Genomic DNA, 15,395 nt, shown 5'->3' with positions numbered 1-15,395 from the left:
GTTCTACCCAACGCTGCTTGTTCTCGCCCCGGCGTCAGCCGATGGCGTCGACGGCGGCCTTCGCCTTGGACAACGTGGACTGCGCCGTGCCGTCGTTCTTCTCCATCGTGGAGCGCAGCAGGTGGATGATCTGGCGGACCTCCGTGGCCGCCCGGTTCCAGCGCTGCTCCTTGCCGTGGTACTGATCCGAGACGCCATCGGCCTGGAATTCGGCCATCGCCGCCTTCACCGCACCGTCACGCTCGCTCAGCACCGTCTCCAGTCGGGAGATGATGCCCGCGAGCGATCCCTGCACCTCGCTCGACGCACCCGTGTCGTAACTACGACGGTCCGCACCCGCACCAGCCATGACCAATACCCCCTGTGTCCTAGCGGCCCGAGAAACGGGCCGCGTCGAAGTTCGCCGCCGCCATCTGCTGGCGCGCGTTGTCCGCCGACTCCTGGTCGCCCTGGCCGAACGAGGAGTCCATGCCGGACTGGCCGCCCAGGATCGCGCTCAGCGAGCTGTTCAGCGCGGCCGTCACCTCGTCCGAGTGCGACTTGAACTGGTCGAAGGCGGACTTACCGGCGCCATTGAACTTGCCCTCCAGCGGCTGCGCGGCGACGATCAGCTGGCGGATCAGGCCACCCAGATCGTCACTGGACCCACGCGTCCGGGAAATCAGGCCGGACAGCGTCGTCTGTCCCATGTCGAACTTCACGAGCTCACCCCCGTCGTATCTCATGTGTCACTGGTGACTCGAACATGTCTATCAACATCGCCAAGGTGATCACAAAGCGCTTCCGAGGCTGACGAGCACTCTGTTACGAAGGTGTGGAGCTCGTTTCCCCGCCGTTGCAGACACCATGCCAGGGGCCACTGACAATCGTCAGCGGCCCCATCGGCACCTCACATCACCTCATGTCACACGGTCAGCGCGGCACGCTCCCGTAGCTCGAACCACACCTGCTTTCCGACGAGGTCGAGTCCGTCCCACACCCACGTCACGCCGGACGCGTGCGACAGACGGCGTACGAGCGCCAGGCCCCGGCCGTCGCCACTCCCCTCACCGGCTCCCGCTTGGCGCGGCCACGGGAGCCGTCCCGGGTCGTCGTCGCGGACCGCGACGACCACGTTCCCGGGATGGACCGTCATCTCCACGGTCAGCTCCGGGACGCGCGCGTGGCGCACCACGTTCGCGACGGTGTCGGAGACGCAGATCCGGGCCGGCTCGATGAGCAGGCGCCGTTCGGCGGCGAGCAGGGTGGCCGTGACGAACTCCCGGGCGAGCCGGGCCGTGGACGGCGCGGTGGGCGCGGTCAGCATGTAGCGGTCCCTCTTCACCGGACTCACCGCGCCACCTCCTCCGCGCTCGGCTGACGCGGCACGAAGTTGATGCCGTGTGCGGTGATGACGACGACATGGGGAGGACAGTGGGTGTCGGGAGTGCGGGGGTGGCGCGGGGGCCTCGCCCAGGTGGTGAGGCGGCGGATAAGGTTTCGCATGTCGACGCTCCTAGAGCAGCGTTGGCCATGCCCCGGGGCCGGTGCTACGGCCGCCGGGGTCCTTTGCGCTCAGGACGCTAGCAGTAGAGCCCTATAGAACTCCTGCGAGTTGCTGCATTCCAAATAAACCGAAGCAACCTACGCCTTGTACGAACACTTGCAGCACCCGTAGCGTGCTGACGTGATCGAATTCGTTCCTGACATCCCGCGCTGGCGCCAGGTGGCCGAAGTGATTCGACAACGCATAAAGGACGGCACGTATCCGCCTCGGACGCGAGTGCCGTCCGTCCTTCAGCTCACGGAAGAGTTCGGCATCGCCAGCATGACGGCCCATAAGGTGCACCGTGCCCTCCGCGCCGAGGGCCTCATCTACACCGAGCCCGGTATGGGCTCGTTCGTCTCGAGAGACCTGGCGTAGCCCGCCCCCGCTAAGCCCGCAGAAAACGCAACGCCGCCTCGGCGAACGCCCCCGGCGCCGCTGCGTGGATCAGGTGCCCGACCGGGATCGTCTCGAAGCTCCCGCCGGGCACGCGCCTGGCCAACTCGGCGACGTTGTCCTGGGGAACGTGGCTGAGCGGACCGCCGCCCAGGACCAGGGTCCTCGCCTCGATCCTGCCCAGGTCCGCCAGCCACGTCGCCTCGGGCCGGTCGATCTGGCCCCTGATGGCCTCGACCACGTCCCAGTCGAAGCCGAGTTCTCCCTCCGGCCTGACGCGGGGCGTGGGCTCGCGGGGTACGGGCGCCGGTGCGTCCTCCAGAACGAGCCGACCCACCCGGTGCGGCTGTGCCGCCGCCAGCAGGTAGGCGACGATGCCGCCCATCGAGTGCCCAATCACGTCCGCGAGTTCCAGGCCGAGGGCGTCGAGGAAGCCGATCACGTCGTCCCGCATGAGTTCGAACGAGTACGCGCCGGGCCAGTCGCTCAGGCCGTGGCCGCGCAGGTCGAGCGCGTACACCCGCCAGTCCCGTACGAAGGCCGGTGCCACACCGTCCCAGTCGGCGGCTCCCTCGCCCAGCCCGTGCAGCAGCACGAGCGGCGGGGCTCCCTCCGGACCCGAGACCCGGTAGGCCAGCCGGACGCCTTCGACCTCGACCGTGCGGTGATCACTCATGCGCCGAAGCTAAGGCCCGCGCGCCGCCCTCGTCACCCCGGTTTCACGGGCGGCCGAACGCCCTGTGCGGCCCGCATCCCTCCGCCGGGCTCACGAGACCGGCGTGCTCCCGATCAATAGGAGCGTGACGGAAACGCGAGTGCCGTCGATCTCGTACATCGCCCTGTACCTGCCGACGCGCAGCCGCCATGTGTCCGTACCCCCGAGCTGCACGGCGTCGTGCGGACGCGGATCGCGGGCGAGGGCGTTGATCGCGTCGGCGAACGGTTTGACCGCGTCCCCGTCACGCTCGCGCAGGGCGCGCATCGAGCGGGCGGTGTTGTTGGCCCAGATCAGGGTGTGCCTCATGAGGCCTTTGCCCTGTCGAGCATGGCCATGACCTCGTCGTGAGTCATCGTGCGGCCGTCGGATTCCTCGCGAGCCACCTTGATCAGATGGAGGTCGGCGGCGTCCTCGAGCGCCGATCGAGCCGCCTCGTTGTCCCCGGCGGTGTCCACGACGGCCTGCCGCCACCAGTCGTCGAGAAGGAGACGCGCGGCGTCGGGGTTGTCGATCCGGCGTACGTCGTCCCAGAACCTCGCCTGGAGTTCCGGACGCAGGGCGGCTGCGATATCGCCGATGGTGCGGGGGATGTCGGGCAGTTCCACGGGACACGTACCTTCCTCGTGGCGACGGGCGGCTTCCAGGAAGACGATACCCATGCCCTGGCCCACTCCAGGGAGCTTCCGGCGTGCTGACGCGAGTACGTCGCCGATCTGCTACTCCCTACCGGCCAAGAGCCCCAGCACCCGTCCGAGCTCCCCCCGTACGCCCTCGTCGGTGACGACCCCGTCCGGGCCGGCCATCCCCTGTGTCAGCGGAATCCTCACGCATGCGGGCTCCACGATCGTGGCTCCCGTATAGCTCAGCACCGTCCGCAGCGTGGCCTCCGCTCCCCCGCCGCGACCCGTCGGCGCCACGTTCACCCAGGCCACCGGCTTGTCGCAGATCTCCGTGCCGCCGACCGTCCAGTCCAGCAGGTTCTTGAAGGAGCCGGGCAGTGTGCCCGCGTACTCGGGCGCGCAGATCAGTACGGACGTCGCGGCCGCGATCGCGGCGCGCAGCTCCGTCACCGGGCCGGGCAGGGGGTCGTGGTCGTCGTCGGGGTTGAAGTGCGGGAGGGCGGCCAGGTCGGCGTAGCGGACCGTGCGTACGCCCGCCGACGCGGCCACGGCCTCGGCCGTGCGCAGCGCGGTCTCGTTGGAGGAGGCGGCGCGCAGGCTGCCGGACAGCAGGAGGATCACGGGCGGTGTCGTGGGCATCGGCCCAACCTAGCAACCGCCCCAACCACCCCAACCGCCGTTACGACGCCTGCACCTGTACCTGCGCCTCCTCCGTGACGCGGGTGTCGTACGAGGCCCGCGCGGCGGCGACCTCGGCCTGGTGCTCCTCGGTCCAGACGACCAGGGCGCGGATCGTGTCGTGGAGGGTCACGCCGAGCGGGGTGAGTTCGTAGTCGACGCGCGGCGGGACGACGGGGTGGACCGTGCGCAGGACGAGCCCGTCGCGCTCCAGTTGCCGGAGGGTGACCGTGAGCATCCGCTGGCTGATGCCGTCGATCTCCCGGCGCAGCTCGGAGAAGCGGAGGCTGCGGCGGTCCAGGAGGGCGATGACGAGCAGGGACCACTTGTCGGCGACGCGGTCGAGGATCTGGCGCACCTCGCAGCCCTCGCGGGCGTCCCATTGCCGGATCTCGTACTCGGCCTCGGTACCCGTGCAGTGAGTCGGTGACTTCAAAGTGCCTTCTTCCATGGCGATTCACACTGCCCGATGATTCGAGTGGTTACAAGAGGGAACCGCGGGTTCTCCGGCTCAACTCGCCTCATTCCACGTCACTTTCAAGCGTCCCTCAAGAGTGACGTCGTCTCCGCTCGCCCTTTCCCTACCTCCCCCTTCCCTTTTTCCGTCCCCGCAAGGAGCCTTTCCGTGTCCACACCGCAGACCTCATCGGGCAGCGGCACCGACCGCATGAGCGGGCGCGCCTGGGGCGTGCTGTTCGTGCTGTGCGGCGCGATCTTCCTGGAGGGCATCGACGTGGCGATGCTCAATGTGGCGTTGCCGTCCATCCGTGCCGACCTGGACATGTCCACCGGCATGCTCCAGTGGGTCATGAGCGCCTACGTCCTCGGCTACGGCGGCTTCATGCTGCTCGGCGGCCGGGCGGCCGACCTCTTCGGGCGCCGTCAGATGTTCGTGTTCTGGCTCGTCGTCTTTCTGCTCTTCTCCGGCCTGGGCGGATTCGCCACCGAGGGCTGGATGCTCATCGTGGCCCGCTTCGTGACGGGCGTCGCGGCGGCGTTCATGACCCCGGCCGGCCTGTCGATCATCACCACCAGCTTCGACGAGGGCCCGCAGCGCAACAAGGCGCTGCTGGTCTACTCCGGCACCGCCGCCGGCGGCTTCTCCATCGGCCTGGTCGTCGGCGGGCTGCTGGCGTCGGTCAGCTGGCGCTGGGTGTTCTTCGCCCCGGTCATCCTCTCCCTCCTCATCCTCATCACCGCGGTGGCCCTCATCCCCAAGTCGCCCCGGCCCGAGCGGTCCGGGCAGGGCGTCGACCTGGGCGGCGCGATCAGCGTGACCGCCGGCATCCTGCTGCTGGTCTTCGCCGTCGAGCGGGCCACGCACGCCTCAGTCGCCGTGACGGTCGGCACGGTCGCGGCCGGCCTGGTGTTCTTCCTCGCCTTCGTCCTCATCGAGCGCAGGTCCGCCAATCCGCTGATCCGGCTGGGCCTCTTCCGCAACGGCACGCTCATCCGCGGCAATCTGACGGGTCTGCTCTTCGCCGCCGGATTCTTCGGCTTCCAGTTCGTCGCGGTGCTCTACCTCCAGGAGCTGCGCGGCTGGTCGACCCTCCAGACGAGCTTCGCCCTGATCGTCATCGGTATCGACTCCATCCTCTCCCCGACGCTCACGCCCAAGCTGGTCGCGAAGTTCGGCAACGCCCGGGTGATCTTCGGCGGTCTGCTGCTGGCCTCGCTGTCCTACGCCCTCTTCCTGCCGGTCGGCATGGACTGGACGTACCTGGCGATGTTCCCGAGCCTGATCATCCTCGGCCTCGCCTTCTCGCTGGCCTACGGTCCGCTGACCATCGTGGCGACGGAGGGCATCGACGAGGAGGAGCAGGGCGTGGCCGGCGGTCTGCTCTACACCTCCTTCCAGTTCGGCGCCGCCCTGGGCCTGTCCTCGGTGACCGCGGTCTCCATCGGGGCCACGCACGGCACTTCGCCCGCCGCGCAGCTCGACGGCTACCGGGCCGCGCTGATCGTGCCGCTCGCCGCCGCCCTGATCGCCGCCTTCATCAGCGCGTTCGACCTGGGCAACCGCTCCGGCATAGAGGACGCCGCCCCGGCCGGCGCCGACCCCGTCCGCGAGCCCGTCGAGGCCTGATCCCCACCCCCTGCCACGCCGGCTTTTCCCCCGGAGCCGGCCTCCCACAGCGCCCTGCCCCGGCCGCACTCGATGCCCGGGGCAGGGCGCTTTTCCATGCCTTCCGCTTTTTGCACAGCGGCCCGATTACCCATCCGATTACCGCTCGGATTACCGCCCCCGTTACCGATCCATTTCCCCCGCCACATCCGCCCCCGCACCGCGATTGCCACCCCATTCCTCCCCCGAGGAACTGCTGTTACCAGCACATGACTCCCCCTCGAAAGAATCGGATCACGGAAAAGCCGATAACTTTCTGGAGGCATGATGTCCACCACCGACAGCGCCGTCGCCGCCGTATTCGAGGAGGTGACGGCCCTGGCCGCCACGCTCCGTGCCGGCGGCGCCGAGGCCGAGGAGCGGCGCTGGGTTCCGGACGAGAGCATCGAACTGCTCGACAAGGCGGGCGTGTTCCGGCTGAACGTCCCCCGTCGCTTCGGCGGACTTGAGGCTTCGGTCGCCGACGCGACCCGGATCGTGTCCGAGATCTCTCGCGCCGAGACCGCCACCGGCTGGGTGTCGATGATCTGGGTGTCCAGCGCGTGGGTGCCGAGCCTCTTCCCGGACGAGGCCCAGGAGGAGGTGTACGCGGGCGGCTCCGTCCGCGTCTCCACAGGCTTCACGCCCACCGGCACCCTCACCCCCGCCGAGGACGGCGGCTACACCCTCAGCGGCAGCTGGAAGTGGATCTCCGGCGGCCGGGGCACCGACTGGGCGCTGCTCGCGGCCCTGCTGACCGGCCCGGACGGCACGCCCGCGCCGGCCGCCGCCCTGGTGCCCGCGTCCACGCTGTCCATCGCCGACGACTGGCACGCCTCCGCCGCCTCGGGCACCGGCAGCTCCACCGTCACCGCGGAGGCGGTCTCGGTGCCCGCCCACCGCGTCATCAGCCTCCTGGACGTGCTCGCAGGCACCACCGGCGACCGCGCCAACACCGGTGCCACCGGCCGCAACTACGCGTTCATCCCGTTCTTCATGGCCCTGGGCGCCTCCGCCTACCTCGGGCTCGCCCGGGGCGCGTACGAGCTCTTCCTGGAGCGGCTGCCCGGACGCGGCATCACCTACACCTCCTGGACCGACCAGAGCCAGTCGCCGGTCACCCAGATCCAGGTGGCCCAGGCGGAGAACAAGATCGCGGCCGCCGAGGCCCTCCAGGAGGCCTGGCTGCGCGCGCTTCAGGAGCACGCGGACGCGGGCACGCTGCCGACCGCACCGGAGCGGGCCGCGGCGCGCGGCAAGGCGGCGTTCGCCATCGAGCTCGCCAAGCAGGCCGTGGACGAGCTCTTCGAGGCCGCCGGCGCCTCCGTGATCATGCGGGACGTGGCCTTCCAGCGGTTCCACCGCGACATGCGGGGCCTGGCGCTGCACGCGCTGTTCGCCTACCGCACCAACCAGGAGGTGCACGGCCGCTCCCTGCTGGGCCTCGCCCCCGACACCCTCTTCCTCTGACCGGACCCGCCCCGACGGAAAGGCAGTTGTCACCATGACGGACAGAAAGATCGTGGTGCTGGGCGGTACCGGCAAGACCGGTCGCCGCGTGGTGAACGGGCTGCGGGAACGCGGCGCGAAGGTCCGCTCGGCGAGCCGCTCCGGCGAGGTCCGCTTCGACTGGGACGACATGGGCACCTGGGAGCCCGCCCTCGCGGGCGCGGACGCCGCCTACCTCGTCGACCGCCAGGACAAGCCGGGTGAGTGGGACGCGGAGGCCCAGATCCGCGACCTGACGAAGCACGCCGTCCACCTCGGCGTCCGGCGGCTGGTGGTCCTCCAGGCCCGCGTCACCGACACCGTGGGCGGCAAGTCCCTGATCGCCGGTGAACGCGCGGTCCGGGAGTCCGGCGCCGAGTGGACCCTGCTGCGCCCCAACTGGTTCGCCCAGAACTTCGACGAGGGCGTACTGCTGGACGGCGTCCTCGCCGGTGAGCTGGCGCTGCCCGCGGGCAGCGGCCGCGAGCCGTTCGTGGACGCCGAGGACATCGCCGCCGTCGCGGTGACCGCGCTCCTGGAGGACGGCCACGGCGGACAGGTCCACGAGCTGAGCGGGCCCCGCGCCCTGGGCTTCGAGGAGGCCGTCGGCGAGATCGCCCGGGCCACCGGCCGCACCGTGCGCTACACCCCCGTCTCCCATGAGGACTACGTCGCCGAGCTCGTCTCGTACGACGTCGCGGAGGACTACGCCGTCTTCGTGGCCGACCTCGTCGCCACGATCCGGGACGGCAGGAACGCCACGCCCACGGACACCGTCCAGCGGGTGCTGGGACGGCCGCCGCGCGACTTCTCGGAGTTCGTGGCGCGGGCCGCCGCCAATGGGGCCTGGAACGGCTGAACGAGGCGGTGGCCTCCCCCCTTGCGGTCGGGGGAGGCCACCGCCTTTGTGTCATACGGCGCGTGTCATACAGCGCGTGTCATACGGCGATCGGCTGCTCCTCGCAGGGCGCGCCCCGCCCGGTCACAGGCCGTTCGGGGAGCACGCCGACCCGGGGCGTCAGCGTGATGGTGACCGCGCGCCGCATGCTGCCGGCCCAGCACGGGTGGTGGCGCAGCAGTTCGGGCCGGGCGGTGACGACGACGAGAAGCGCCGCCGAGTCGTCCGCGCCGGTGTCGGCGAGCGACTCGACACAGCCGAGCAGCTCGTCCCCAGCCAGGTGCATGTCATCCACGGCCACCACCAGCGGCTCGACGCGGGCCGCCGCGACCGTGAACTCCCGCCACGCGTCGAGGACGTCGCCGGCCTCCGGGCGGCGCAGGGCGGCGCCCACGGGCGACAGCAGCGGCAGCAACCGTTCGTACAACCTGCGCTGTTCACCGGCGTCGGCCGTCTGACGCCGCAGGGCGGCGGTCAGCTTGTCGTGGGCGGTGTCGATGGAGTCGCCCGGCAGGATGCCGCAGCACTCGGCCAGGACGAGGGCCGGGAGCGCCAGGGGGCCCGGATCGTCGTCCTCCGGCGGATAGGCGGTGATGATCCGCACCGGCACGCGGGTGGCCTCCAGGGCCCGGCGCTCGAAGTCGGCCAGGAAGCGGGTCTTGCCCGATCCGGGCTCGCCGAGCACGGTCACCAGATGGGACAGGCCGCGCAGCCGCGACCACTCCAGCAGCCCGGCCACCAGGTCGAGTTCGTGGTCGTGGTCCCCGACGGCCGCGAGGCGCGCGTACGCCCGCAGCGCGCCGGGCTCGCCCCGCACGCCCAGGACCTCCCACGCGTCCGGCCGCCCGGAGGCCCTGCGCAGGTCGAGGGCGCCGGAGAGGTCGCGGCGGGTGGTCGTGCACACCCACACCCGGTCGTCCGGCACCCGCGCGAGGAGGGCCCGGCCCTCGTCGAGCAAGGTCCCGACGACCGTGGGCGGCGCGCCGTCGGCACCCACGGCGCCGTCGCCGCCGGGCAGCCGTACGAGCGCGGGGCCCGAGGTCACGGCGGCGATCACCGCCGCGCCGCCGTCGGCACCGCACCTGACCCGTACGGCCAGCGCCGCGCGGACCGCCCGCTCGGCAGCGCCGCGCGGGTCGTGGATGCCGAACAGCGCGAGGGCGACGGAGCCGATGTTCGTCACGAACGTGCCGCCGCAGCGCTCGACCTCCTCGCGGATCAGGCTGCCGAGCCCTTCGAGCGCGGAATCGGCGGTGCCGGGGTTCGCTGTGCGCCAGCCCACGGGGCGGGCGCACAGCAGGAGGGCGCTGACCGTCATGCGTTCTGGCGCGCCAGCGCCGGGCGGCGGGGCGGATGACACCGGGGCTGCGGCCGGGGTACCCGGGAGCACCACCGGGGCCCCGGGGCCGGATTCCAGGCCGGCGGCCGGGGTGCCCAGGTAGGCCACCGGGGTTCCCTGGACGGGCACGGAGCCGGACGGCAGGCCGGACACCAGGCCGTACGTGGAGCCGGACGGCAGGCCCGGCGCGGAACCGGGCATCACGCCTGACGCCAGGCCAGACGCGGAACCGGGCATCACGCCCGGCGCGGAGCCCGGCATCACGCCGGACAACAAGTCCGGCGTCGCGCCGGACACCGGACCGGGCAACCGGCCGACCGTGCCGGGCAACTGGCCGCCCGTGCCGGGCAACTGGCCGTACGTCAGGCCGGGCACCCGGCGCCCCACCGCATCGGACGTCACCGGGGCCCCGGTGGCCCCTGTGGCCGACCAGTCCGTCGGCGCCACCGGGCCCGGCGGACTGTGCGGTACGCGTCCGGGGGCACCCGGCGTCAGCAGCGACGGGTCATGCTGAAGGATCGCGCGCTGGAGCATCCGCAACCCTTGCCCGGGCTCCAGGCCGAGGCCCTCGCCCAGGGCGGCGCGCACCCGGTCGTAGAGGTTGAGCGCGTCGGCCTGGCGTCCGCAGCGGTAGAGCGCGAGCATCAGCTGTGCCGACGACCGCTCCCGGTGGGGCTGGCCCTCGACCATCGCCTCCAGCCGTCCCAGGACCATGTGGTGGCGCCCGCAGGCGAGTTCCGCCTCGAAGAAGTCCTCCATCGCGTCCAGCCGCGCCTTCTCGGCGGCGGTCAGTTCCGGCCAGGCGATGCCGGTCTCCACGAGATCGGCGAGGACGGGCCCGCGCCACAGGTCCAGCGCCTCGCGCAGTAGGACCGCGGCGGCCTCGGGGGCCTGTGCGGCCAGTGCGGCACGGCCGTCCGCCACCCGCTGCCGGAAGACGAACAGGTCGACACGCGCGGGGTCGACCTTGAGCATGTAGCCGGGCGCCCTGGTGACCAACTCCGCGGTGTGGGCACGGGTACCGCCGGCGGTCAGCAGGCCGCGCAGGGCCCACACCGCGTTCTGAAGAATCTTGCGCGCCGTGGCCGGCGCTCCGTCACCGTCCCACAGTGAACCGACGAGTTCACTGGTCGGGACGACACGGTTGGCCTGAAGCAGAAGCGAGCCCAGAGTGGCCCGTTGTTTCGTCCCGCCCAGTACCACCGGCACGCTGCCCGAAAGGACTTCCAACGGCCCCAGCAATCTGAAATCCATGGATTCCCCAACCCATAAAGGACGTCACCTGACCGGGCGTGGACGGTCGGCACCGGCCGGCCACATGCCCGGTGGAGAGTGCTATTGGGCGGTCATGGTGGCAGCCGTCTCTTGAAGTTCTCTTGACGTTCGGGGCCGTCCGCCGGTGCCGTGCGCGCGGTACCCCGGCAGTGCGTGGGTGAGGTGAAAGTGCCTCCTTCCGCAGCGGGTTCGGGCCATGCATGCTGACGGCGGACAGGACGTGCACACCGTCCCAATCCACAACGCTTCACAATGACTCATGACGACTGCCGAGGATCCGCTGTGGCCACCAAAGTTGCGACGTTCTCCGAAATCGAGGACAAGTTCTTCGAATACATCCGGGACATCGTCTACTGCACAATGATCACCGTCGACCGGAAGGGACGGCCCCGCGCACGGGTGCTGCTGCCCATATGGGAGGTGGTCGACGGCCGGCCGGTCGGCTGGCTCGCCGCGTACAAGACGCCGGTCAAGGCCGCGCACCTGGCGAACAACCCGCACACCACATACTCGTACTGGAACCCGCGCCAGAACGCGGTGTTCATCGACAGCGTCTCCACCTGGGCGACGGACCCGGAGACACGGGAGTACGCCTGGGACCTCTACCGGAAGGGCAGCCCGGCCGGCGTCGGCTACAACCCGCGCAATTTCTGGCGCGAGGGTCCCACCGACCCCAAGTACCACGTTCTGCGGATAGACCCTTGGCGGGTACAAGTACTGCGCGGTACGGATTTGAGCAGCCGGATTTGGACAGACGAAACGCAGCGCTGAGGCACGCCCGGAATGCCCCGGCAAGGGTCCCGGCGACGGCCCCCTGCGAGGGTCAGGGCGCGAGCTCGGGCCGGCAGGGCCGGCGCCAGGCGAGGCCCGCGGGCGGCGGGCCGCCCAGGGACACGGTGCGCTGCGGCGGCCGGCGCGACGCCCCGGCGGCCGCCCGCCGCGCCGATCCGCCGGCGCCCTGCGGGGACGCCGGGGACGCCGACGCCGGGGTCACCGGGGGCGCGGCGAGCATCTCCTGGTGCAGCCGCTGGATCTCCCAGGAGGGGTCCAGGCCCAGTTCGTCCCAGAGGATGCGGTGCATCTGCCGGTACGCCTGGAGCGCCTCGGCCCGGCGCCCGGCCTGGTGGAGGGCCGCTATCAGCTGGCCGTGGAAGGACTCGTTGAGCGGGTAGTCGTGGACCAGCACCCGTAGTTCGGCGATGGCGTCGCGCTGCCGGCCGAGCGCGGCCCACACCTCGATCCGCAGTTCCAGGGCCCGGACCCGGATCTCCTCAAGGCGGGCGATGCGGCTCGACAGCACGTCGCCCGTGGGCACGTTCACCAGCAGCGGCCCCCGCCAGATGTCGAGCGCCCGGTCGAGCGCGGCCTCCGCGCTCTCGTGGCGGCATGCCCGGACGTCGTCCCTGGCCTGTGCCACCAGCCCCTCGAACACCTTGATGTCGACGGCCTCGGGGTCCACCCGCATCGTGTACCCGCCGGGCCGCAGCGTCAGCAGCGGGTCGCGACCGGCCGGGCGGCCTTCCTGTGCCAGCAGCTTGCGGGCGTGGTGGATATAGGTCTGCACGGTGTTCAGGGCGCTGCGCGGGGCGTCGCCCTGCCACAGCTCACGGATGAGGGACTCGGTCGTCACGATCTCGTTCGCCCGTATCAGCAGGAGGGCCAGCGTCTGCGAGACCTTGGGCGTCCCCGCCCGGCGAACCTCGCCCTCGTCGGTCACGATCTCGAACGGGCCGATCAGTCTGAACCTCACGACGCACCTTCTTCTCCTGGGCTGGCCCCGAGGGTAGGCGCAGGTGGCCGGAATCTTGCTTATCGGATGTGTAGAGTGTCACCTTGCCGGACGGACGGTTTGTTTTTCGGTGAACGGCGGCTTCCGGCTCGCCGGCACCGCGCCCGTCTCGCGGCAGATGAGCAGCAGGGCGCGGTCGTCGTTGACGTCCTTGGCCACCGCCTCGATCAGGTGCCAGGCCGCGCCGTGGAAGCCCGAGGTGACGTAACGGTCGGCCTCGCCCGTGAGGCGGTCCATGCCCTCCGTCAGCTCGCGCTCGTTCGTCTCCACCAGGCCGTCCGTGAAGAGCATCAGGACGTCGCCGGGGCGCAGCGTGCCCTTCACCGGGTCGAACTGGGCACCGTCGTAGACGCCCAGCAGGGGGCCCTCTGCGGCCTTCTCCTCCCAGCGGCCCGTGCCGGCGCTGAGCTGGAGGCCGGGCAGATGGCCGGCGGAGAGGAGCTCGTAATCACCCGTCTCCAGGTCGAGGACGAGATGGACGGAGGTGGCGAACCCCTCGTCCCAGTCCTGGCGCAGGAGGTAGCCGTTGGCGGCCGGGAGGAAGGCGTGGGGCGGGAGGGAGCCGAGGAGGCCGCCGAAGGCGCCGGAGAGCAGTAGTGCCCGTGACGCGGCGTCCATGCCCTTGCCGGAGACGTCCGTGAGGACGACCTCCAGGGTGCGGCCGCCGTTGGTGCGCGCGGCCACGACGAAGTCGCCGGAGAAGGACTGGCCGCCGGCCGGGCGCAGCGCCATCTCGCGGTGCCAGCCCCGGGGCAGCTTGGGGAGCTTGCTCTGGACGCGGATGCGTTCGCGGAGGTCGAAGAGCATCGTTCCGCCACGTCTCCAGGGGACCCCGACGCGGCTGCGGAACTGTGCGATCAGCAGGCCGAAGAAACCGACCGCCGCCACGACGAGGATGGTGCCGGGGGTGACCCGGTCCGTGCCGTGGTGGGAGGGGGCGTCGAGAAGCGCCGACTCCATGATGAGGGCGGCGGCCGACGCGGCGTACAGACCCAGCAGGCTCGCGGGGCGCAGCAGCAGGCCGCCCGCGACGATGGGGAGGACGAGCGCGGCCGGGGCGCACCACTCGGGCTGGGCGACGGTGCCCCAGGCGAGGGCGGGGACGGCCAGCAGCAGGGCGGTGAGGGCGACCGAGTCGGAGCCGTCGCCCCGGAAGTAGTCGACACCGGTTTTGCGCATGCTCGTGCGGGCCCGGTGCAGTGCTTTGCGCATCCGGGCCGTCGGGGTCTCCGCACCGCCAGTCATTGCATCGGGACCTTATCCACCCATTCGGCGGTGCGTCGATTCACGCCGCGCCGACACGGCTGCCTTCGGAGCGCCGGGTCAGCACCCAGAGAGCAACCATATGCGAGATTCGTTCGCTTGAGCGGGATTGCGTCGCTAGGCATGGGTTATGACGATGGATCCATGGGTACAGCGCCCGTCCGACCGGGATCAATGGTGCGGCGCCTTTGAACCGGCCCGGGCGGGAAATCGCGACACACGGAATTCACGCGTGCGTCGGCGCCTCACATGTGTGGCTTGTCATACCGGAAGACCCGTCAGTCACAGGCGTCTCATACGCAACAGATGGTGTACGGATCCGCTTGTCGGCGCCCGATGACGCGCGCACCCGCGCGCGAGGAGATTACGCGCGCCGGGTCACCACCCTTATGTCTGTTGGCTATGCCTGTTGGCAGGACGGGCACCAGAAGAGGTTGCGGGCGGCCAGGTCGGCGGTGCGGATCGCGCCACCGCAGATGAGGCACGGCCGGTCCGCGCTGCGATAGACGTAGACCTCGCCGCCGTGGTCGTCCACGCGTGGCGCGCGGCCCATGGCCTCCGGGGTGTGCTCGGGGCGCACGGTGTCGATGCGGTTGTTGCGCACGCCCTCGCGCATGAGGTCCACGAGGTCCGCCCAGATCGCGTCCCACTCGCGGCGGGTCACGTCACGGCCGGCGCGGTACGGGTCGATGCCGTGCCGGAAGAGGACCTCGGCCCGGTAGACGTTGCCGACGCCCGCGACGACCTTCTGGTCCATGAGGAGGGCGGCGACGCTCGTCCGGCTGCGGGAGACCCGGGCGTAGGCGCGCCCGCCGTCGTCCTCGGGGCGGAGGGGGTCGGGGCCCAGGCGGTCGTGTATCGCCTGCTTCTCGCCGTCGGTGATCAGTGCGCAGGTTGTCGGGCCGCGGAGGTCGGCGTAGGCGCTCGTGCTCGCGTTCGTCGTCGCCAGGCGGAGGCGGACCGTGTCCGTGGGGGGCGGGAGGGCCGCGCCCTCGCCCCACGTGTACTTGCCGAAGAGGCCCAGGTGGATGTGGACCCAGCCGGTGGCGGCGAAGCCGAGGAAAAGGTGTTTGCCGTGGGCTTCGGCGGTCTCCAGGACCTGGCCGTCTATCAGCGCCGCGCTGTCGGAGAACTTGCCCTGGGGGCTTGTCGCGCGGACCGGGCGGTCCGCGAACGCCTTGCGGTGGTCCGCCGCCAGGCGGTGGATCGTATGCCCCTCGGGCACGGCGGTCTCCTGTTTCACTTCCGTCTGCGGGCCGTCGGCCGTTTTCCGCCGCTTCGAGGCGGGGTCCTGCCCCACCC

Annotated in this window: 18 protein-coding genes; 5 read left to right on the top strand and 13 right to left on the bottom strand. The window is 71.0% G+C overall.

Annotation, left to right across the window (positions count from 1 at the left end):
* Positions 1-34 precede the first annotated feature (34 nt).
* From RM609_RS33235 to RM609_RS33220, 4 genes are all read right to left on the bottom strand, one after another.
* Complete coding sequence (locus RM609_RS33235; protein WP_311616239.1) at positions 35-349, bottom strand: pore-forming ESAT-6 family protein; 315 nt, start codon at positions 347-349, stop codon at positions 35-37.
* 19 nt (positions 350-368) lie between these two features.
* Entirely contained in the window at positions 369-701 is a 333-nt protein-coding gene (locus RM609_RS33230) for a hypothetical protein (RefSeq protein ID WP_311616283.1), read from the bottom strand.
* A 203-nt stretch (positions 702-904) separates the two neighbouring features.
* Entirely contained in the window at positions 905-1,333 is a 429-nt protein-coding gene (locus tag RM609_RS33225) for an ATP-binding protein (RefSeq protein ID WP_311616237.1), read from the bottom strand.
* A complete protein-coding gene (locus tag RM609_RS33220; RefSeq protein ID WP_311616235.1) occupies positions 1,330-1,485 on the bottom strand; it encodes a hypothetical protein in 156 nt (51 codons plus the stop codon). Before RM609_RS33220 ends, RM609_RS33225 begins: the two co-directional genes overlap by 4 nt.
* Positions 1,486-1,666: 181 nt before the next feature.
* Here RM609_RS33220 and RM609_RS33215 point away from each other — a divergent pair, with 181 nt between their 5' ends.
* Positions 1,667-1,903 carry a GntR family transcriptional regulator gene (locus RM609_RS33215; protein ID WP_311616231.1) on the top strand — a complete coding sequence of 79 codons (237 nt, stop codon included), beginning with the start codon at positions 1,667-1,669 and terminating at the stop codon, positions 1,901-1,903.
* Between the two features lie 10 nt (positions 1,904-1,913).
* Here RM609_RS33215 and RM609_RS33210 read toward each other — a convergent pair whose 3' ends face one another.
* The 5 genes from RM609_RS33210 to RM609_RS33190 form a co-directional block, all read right to left on the bottom strand.
* Positions 1,914-2,597: an alpha/beta fold hydrolase gene (locus tag RM609_RS33210; protein WP_311616229.1), complete on the bottom strand. Its 684-nt coding sequence runs from the start codon at positions 2,595-2,597 to the stop codon at positions 1,914-1,916.
* Between the two features lie 90 nt (positions 2,598-2,687).
* A complete protein-coding gene (locus RM609_RS33205) occupies positions 2,688-2,945 on the bottom strand; it encodes a type II toxin-antitoxin system RelE family toxin (RefSeq protein ID WP_311616227.1) in 258 nt (85 codons plus the stop codon).
* Positions 2,942-3,298: a hypothetical protein gene (locus tag RM609_RS33200; RefSeq protein WP_311616225.1), complete on the bottom strand. Its 357-nt coding sequence runs from the start codon at positions 3,296-3,298 to the stop codon at positions 2,942-2,944. Before RM609_RS33200 ends, RM609_RS33205 begins: the two co-directional genes overlap by 4 nt.
* 57 nt (positions 3,299-3,355) lie before the next feature.
* Positions 3,356-3,898 carry an NADPH-dependent FMN reductase gene (locus tag RM609_RS33195; RefSeq protein WP_311616223.1) on the bottom strand — a complete coding sequence of 181 codons (543 nt, stop codon included), beginning with the start codon at positions 3,896-3,898 and terminating at the stop codon, positions 3,356-3,358.
* A 40-nt stretch (positions 3,899-3,938) separates the two neighbouring features.
* Positions 3,939-4,388, bottom strand: coding sequence for a winged helix-turn-helix transcriptional regulator (locus RM609_RS33190; RefSeq protein WP_311616219.1), 450 nt, complete (start codon positions 4,386-4,388; stop codon positions 3,939-3,941).
* A gap of 216 nt (positions 4,389-4,604) precedes the next feature.
* Between RM609_RS33190 and RM609_RS33185 the strand changes: the two genes are divergently transcribed.
* The 3 genes from RM609_RS33185 (at position 4,605) to RM609_RS33175 (ending at position 8,388) form a co-directional block, all read left to right on the top strand.
* Entirely contained in the window at positions 4,605-6,023 is a 1,419-nt protein-coding gene (locus RM609_RS33185) for an MFS transporter (protein ID WP_311616281.1), read from the top strand.
* 306 nt (positions 6,024-6,329) lie between these two features.
* On the top strand, positions 6,330-7,511 hold the full coding sequence (locus RM609_RS33180) for an acyl-CoA dehydrogenase family protein (RefSeq protein WP_311616217.1): 1,182 nt from the start codon (positions 6,330-6,332) through the stop codon (positions 7,509-7,511).
* Between the two features lie 34 nt (positions 7,512-7,545).
* The gene (locus RM609_RS33175) at positions 7,546-8,388 is read left to right on the top strand and encodes an NAD(P)H-binding protein (protein ID WP_311616215.1); all 843 of its coding nucleotides are present in this window, start codon (positions 7,546-7,548) and stop codon (positions 8,386-8,388) included.
* A gap of 79 nt (positions 8,389-8,467) precedes the next feature.
* Here RM609_RS33175 and RM609_RS33170 read toward each other — a convergent pair whose 3' ends face one another.
* Positions 8,468-11,020: a BTAD domain-containing putative transcriptional regulator gene (locus RM609_RS33170; protein ID WP_311616213.1), complete on the bottom strand. Its 2,553-nt coding sequence runs from the start codon at positions 11,018-11,020 to the stop codon at positions 8,468-8,470.
* A 303-nt stretch (positions 11,021-11,323) separates the two neighbouring features.
* Between RM609_RS33170 and RM609_RS33165 the strand changes: the two genes are divergently transcribed.
* Positions 11,324-11,812, top strand: a complete 489-nt coding sequence (locus RM609_RS33165; RefSeq protein WP_311616211.1) for a pyridoxamine 5'-phosphate oxidase family protein — start codon at positions 11,324-11,326, stop codon at positions 11,810-11,812.
* A gap of 52 nt (positions 11,813-11,864) precedes the next feature.
* Here the strand turns inward: RM609_RS33165 and RM609_RS33160 are convergent, their stop codons facing one another.
* The 3 genes from RM609_RS33160 to RM609_RS33150 form a co-directional block, all read right to left on the bottom strand.
* Entirely contained in the window at positions 11,865-12,791 is a 927-nt protein-coding gene (locus RM609_RS33160; RefSeq protein ID WP_311616207.1) for an AfsR/SARP family transcriptional regulator, read from the bottom strand.
* Positions 12,792-12,869: 78 nt separating this feature from the next.
* Positions 12,870-14,075 carry a PP2C family protein-serine/threonine phosphatase gene (locus RM609_RS33155; protein ID WP_311616204.1) on the bottom strand — a complete coding sequence of 402 codons (1,206 nt, stop codon included), beginning with the start codon at positions 14,073-14,075 and terminating at the stop codon, positions 12,870-12,872.
* Between the two features lie 418 nt (positions 14,076-14,493).
* Complete coding sequence (locus RM609_RS33150; RefSeq protein WP_311616279.1) at positions 14,494-15,318, bottom strand: Fpg/Nei family DNA glycosylase; 825 nt, start codon at positions 15,316-15,318, stop codon at positions 14,494-14,496.
* Between the last annotated feature and the right edge of the window lie 77 nt (positions 15,319-15,395).

It is taken from the genome of Streptomyces hesseae, from assembly GCF_031845785.1.
GTDB lineage: Bacteria > Actinomycetota > Actinomycetes > Streptomycetales > Streptomycetaceae > Streptomyces > Streptomyces hesseae.
Note: the sequence above shows the minus strand (reverse complement) of the source record. Positions and strands in the feature narration are given on the sequence as shown.

What these genes read in the sequence shown, in the direction of transcription:
- RM609_RS33190 (WP_311616219.1), bottom strand. Translation starts at nt 4,388, where the DNA reads ATGGAAGAAGGCACTTTGAAGTCACCGACTCACTGCACGGGTACCGAG.
- RM609_RS33235 (WP_311616239.1), bottom strand. Translation starts at nt 349, where the DNA reads ATGGCTGGTGCGGGTGCGGACCGTCGTAGTTACGACACGGGTGCGTCG.
- RM609_RS33195 (WP_311616223.1), bottom strand. Translation starts at nt 3,898, where the DNA reads ATGCCCACGACACCGCCCGTGATCCTCCTGCTGTCCGGCAGCCTGCGC.
- RM609_RS33175 (WP_311616215.1), top strand. Translation starts at nt 7,546, where the DNA reads ATGACGGACAGAAAGATCGTGGTGCTGGGCGGTACCGGCAAGACCGGT.
- RM609_RS33220 (WP_311616235.1), bottom strand. Translation starts at nt 1,485, where the DNA reads ATGCGAAACCTTATCCGCCGCCTCACCACCTGGGCGAGGCCCCCGCGC.
- RM609_RS33205 (WP_311616227.1), bottom strand. Translation starts at nt 2,945, where the DNA reads ATGAGGCACACCCTGATCTGGGCCAACAACACCGCCCGCTCGATGCGC.
- RM609_RS33180 (WP_311616217.1), top strand. Translation starts at nt 6,330, where the DNA reads ATGTCCACCACCGACAGCGCCGTCGCCGCCGTATTCGAGGAGGTGACG.
- RM609_RS33210 (WP_311616229.1), bottom strand. Translation starts at nt 2,597, where the DNA reads ATGAGTGATCACCGCACGGTCGAGGTCGAAGGCGTCCGGCTGGCCTAC.
- RM609_RS33170 (WP_311616213.1), bottom strand. Translation starts at nt 11,020, where the DNA reads ATGGATTTCAGATTGCTGGGGCCGTTGGAAGTCCTTTCGGGCAGCGTG.
- RM609_RS33200 (WP_311616225.1), bottom strand. Translation starts at nt 3,298, where the DNA reads ATGGGTATCGTCTTCCTGGAAGCCGCCCGTCGCCACGAGGAAGGTACG.
- RM609_RS33185 (WP_311616281.1), top strand. Translation starts at nt 4,605, where the DNA reads ATGAGCGGGCGCGCCTGGGGCGTGCTGTTCGTGCTGTGCGGCGCGATC.
- RM609_RS33155 (WP_311616204.1), bottom strand. Translation starts at nt 14,075, where the DNA reads ATGACTGGCGGTGCGGAGACCCCGACGGCCCGGATGCGCAAAGCACTG.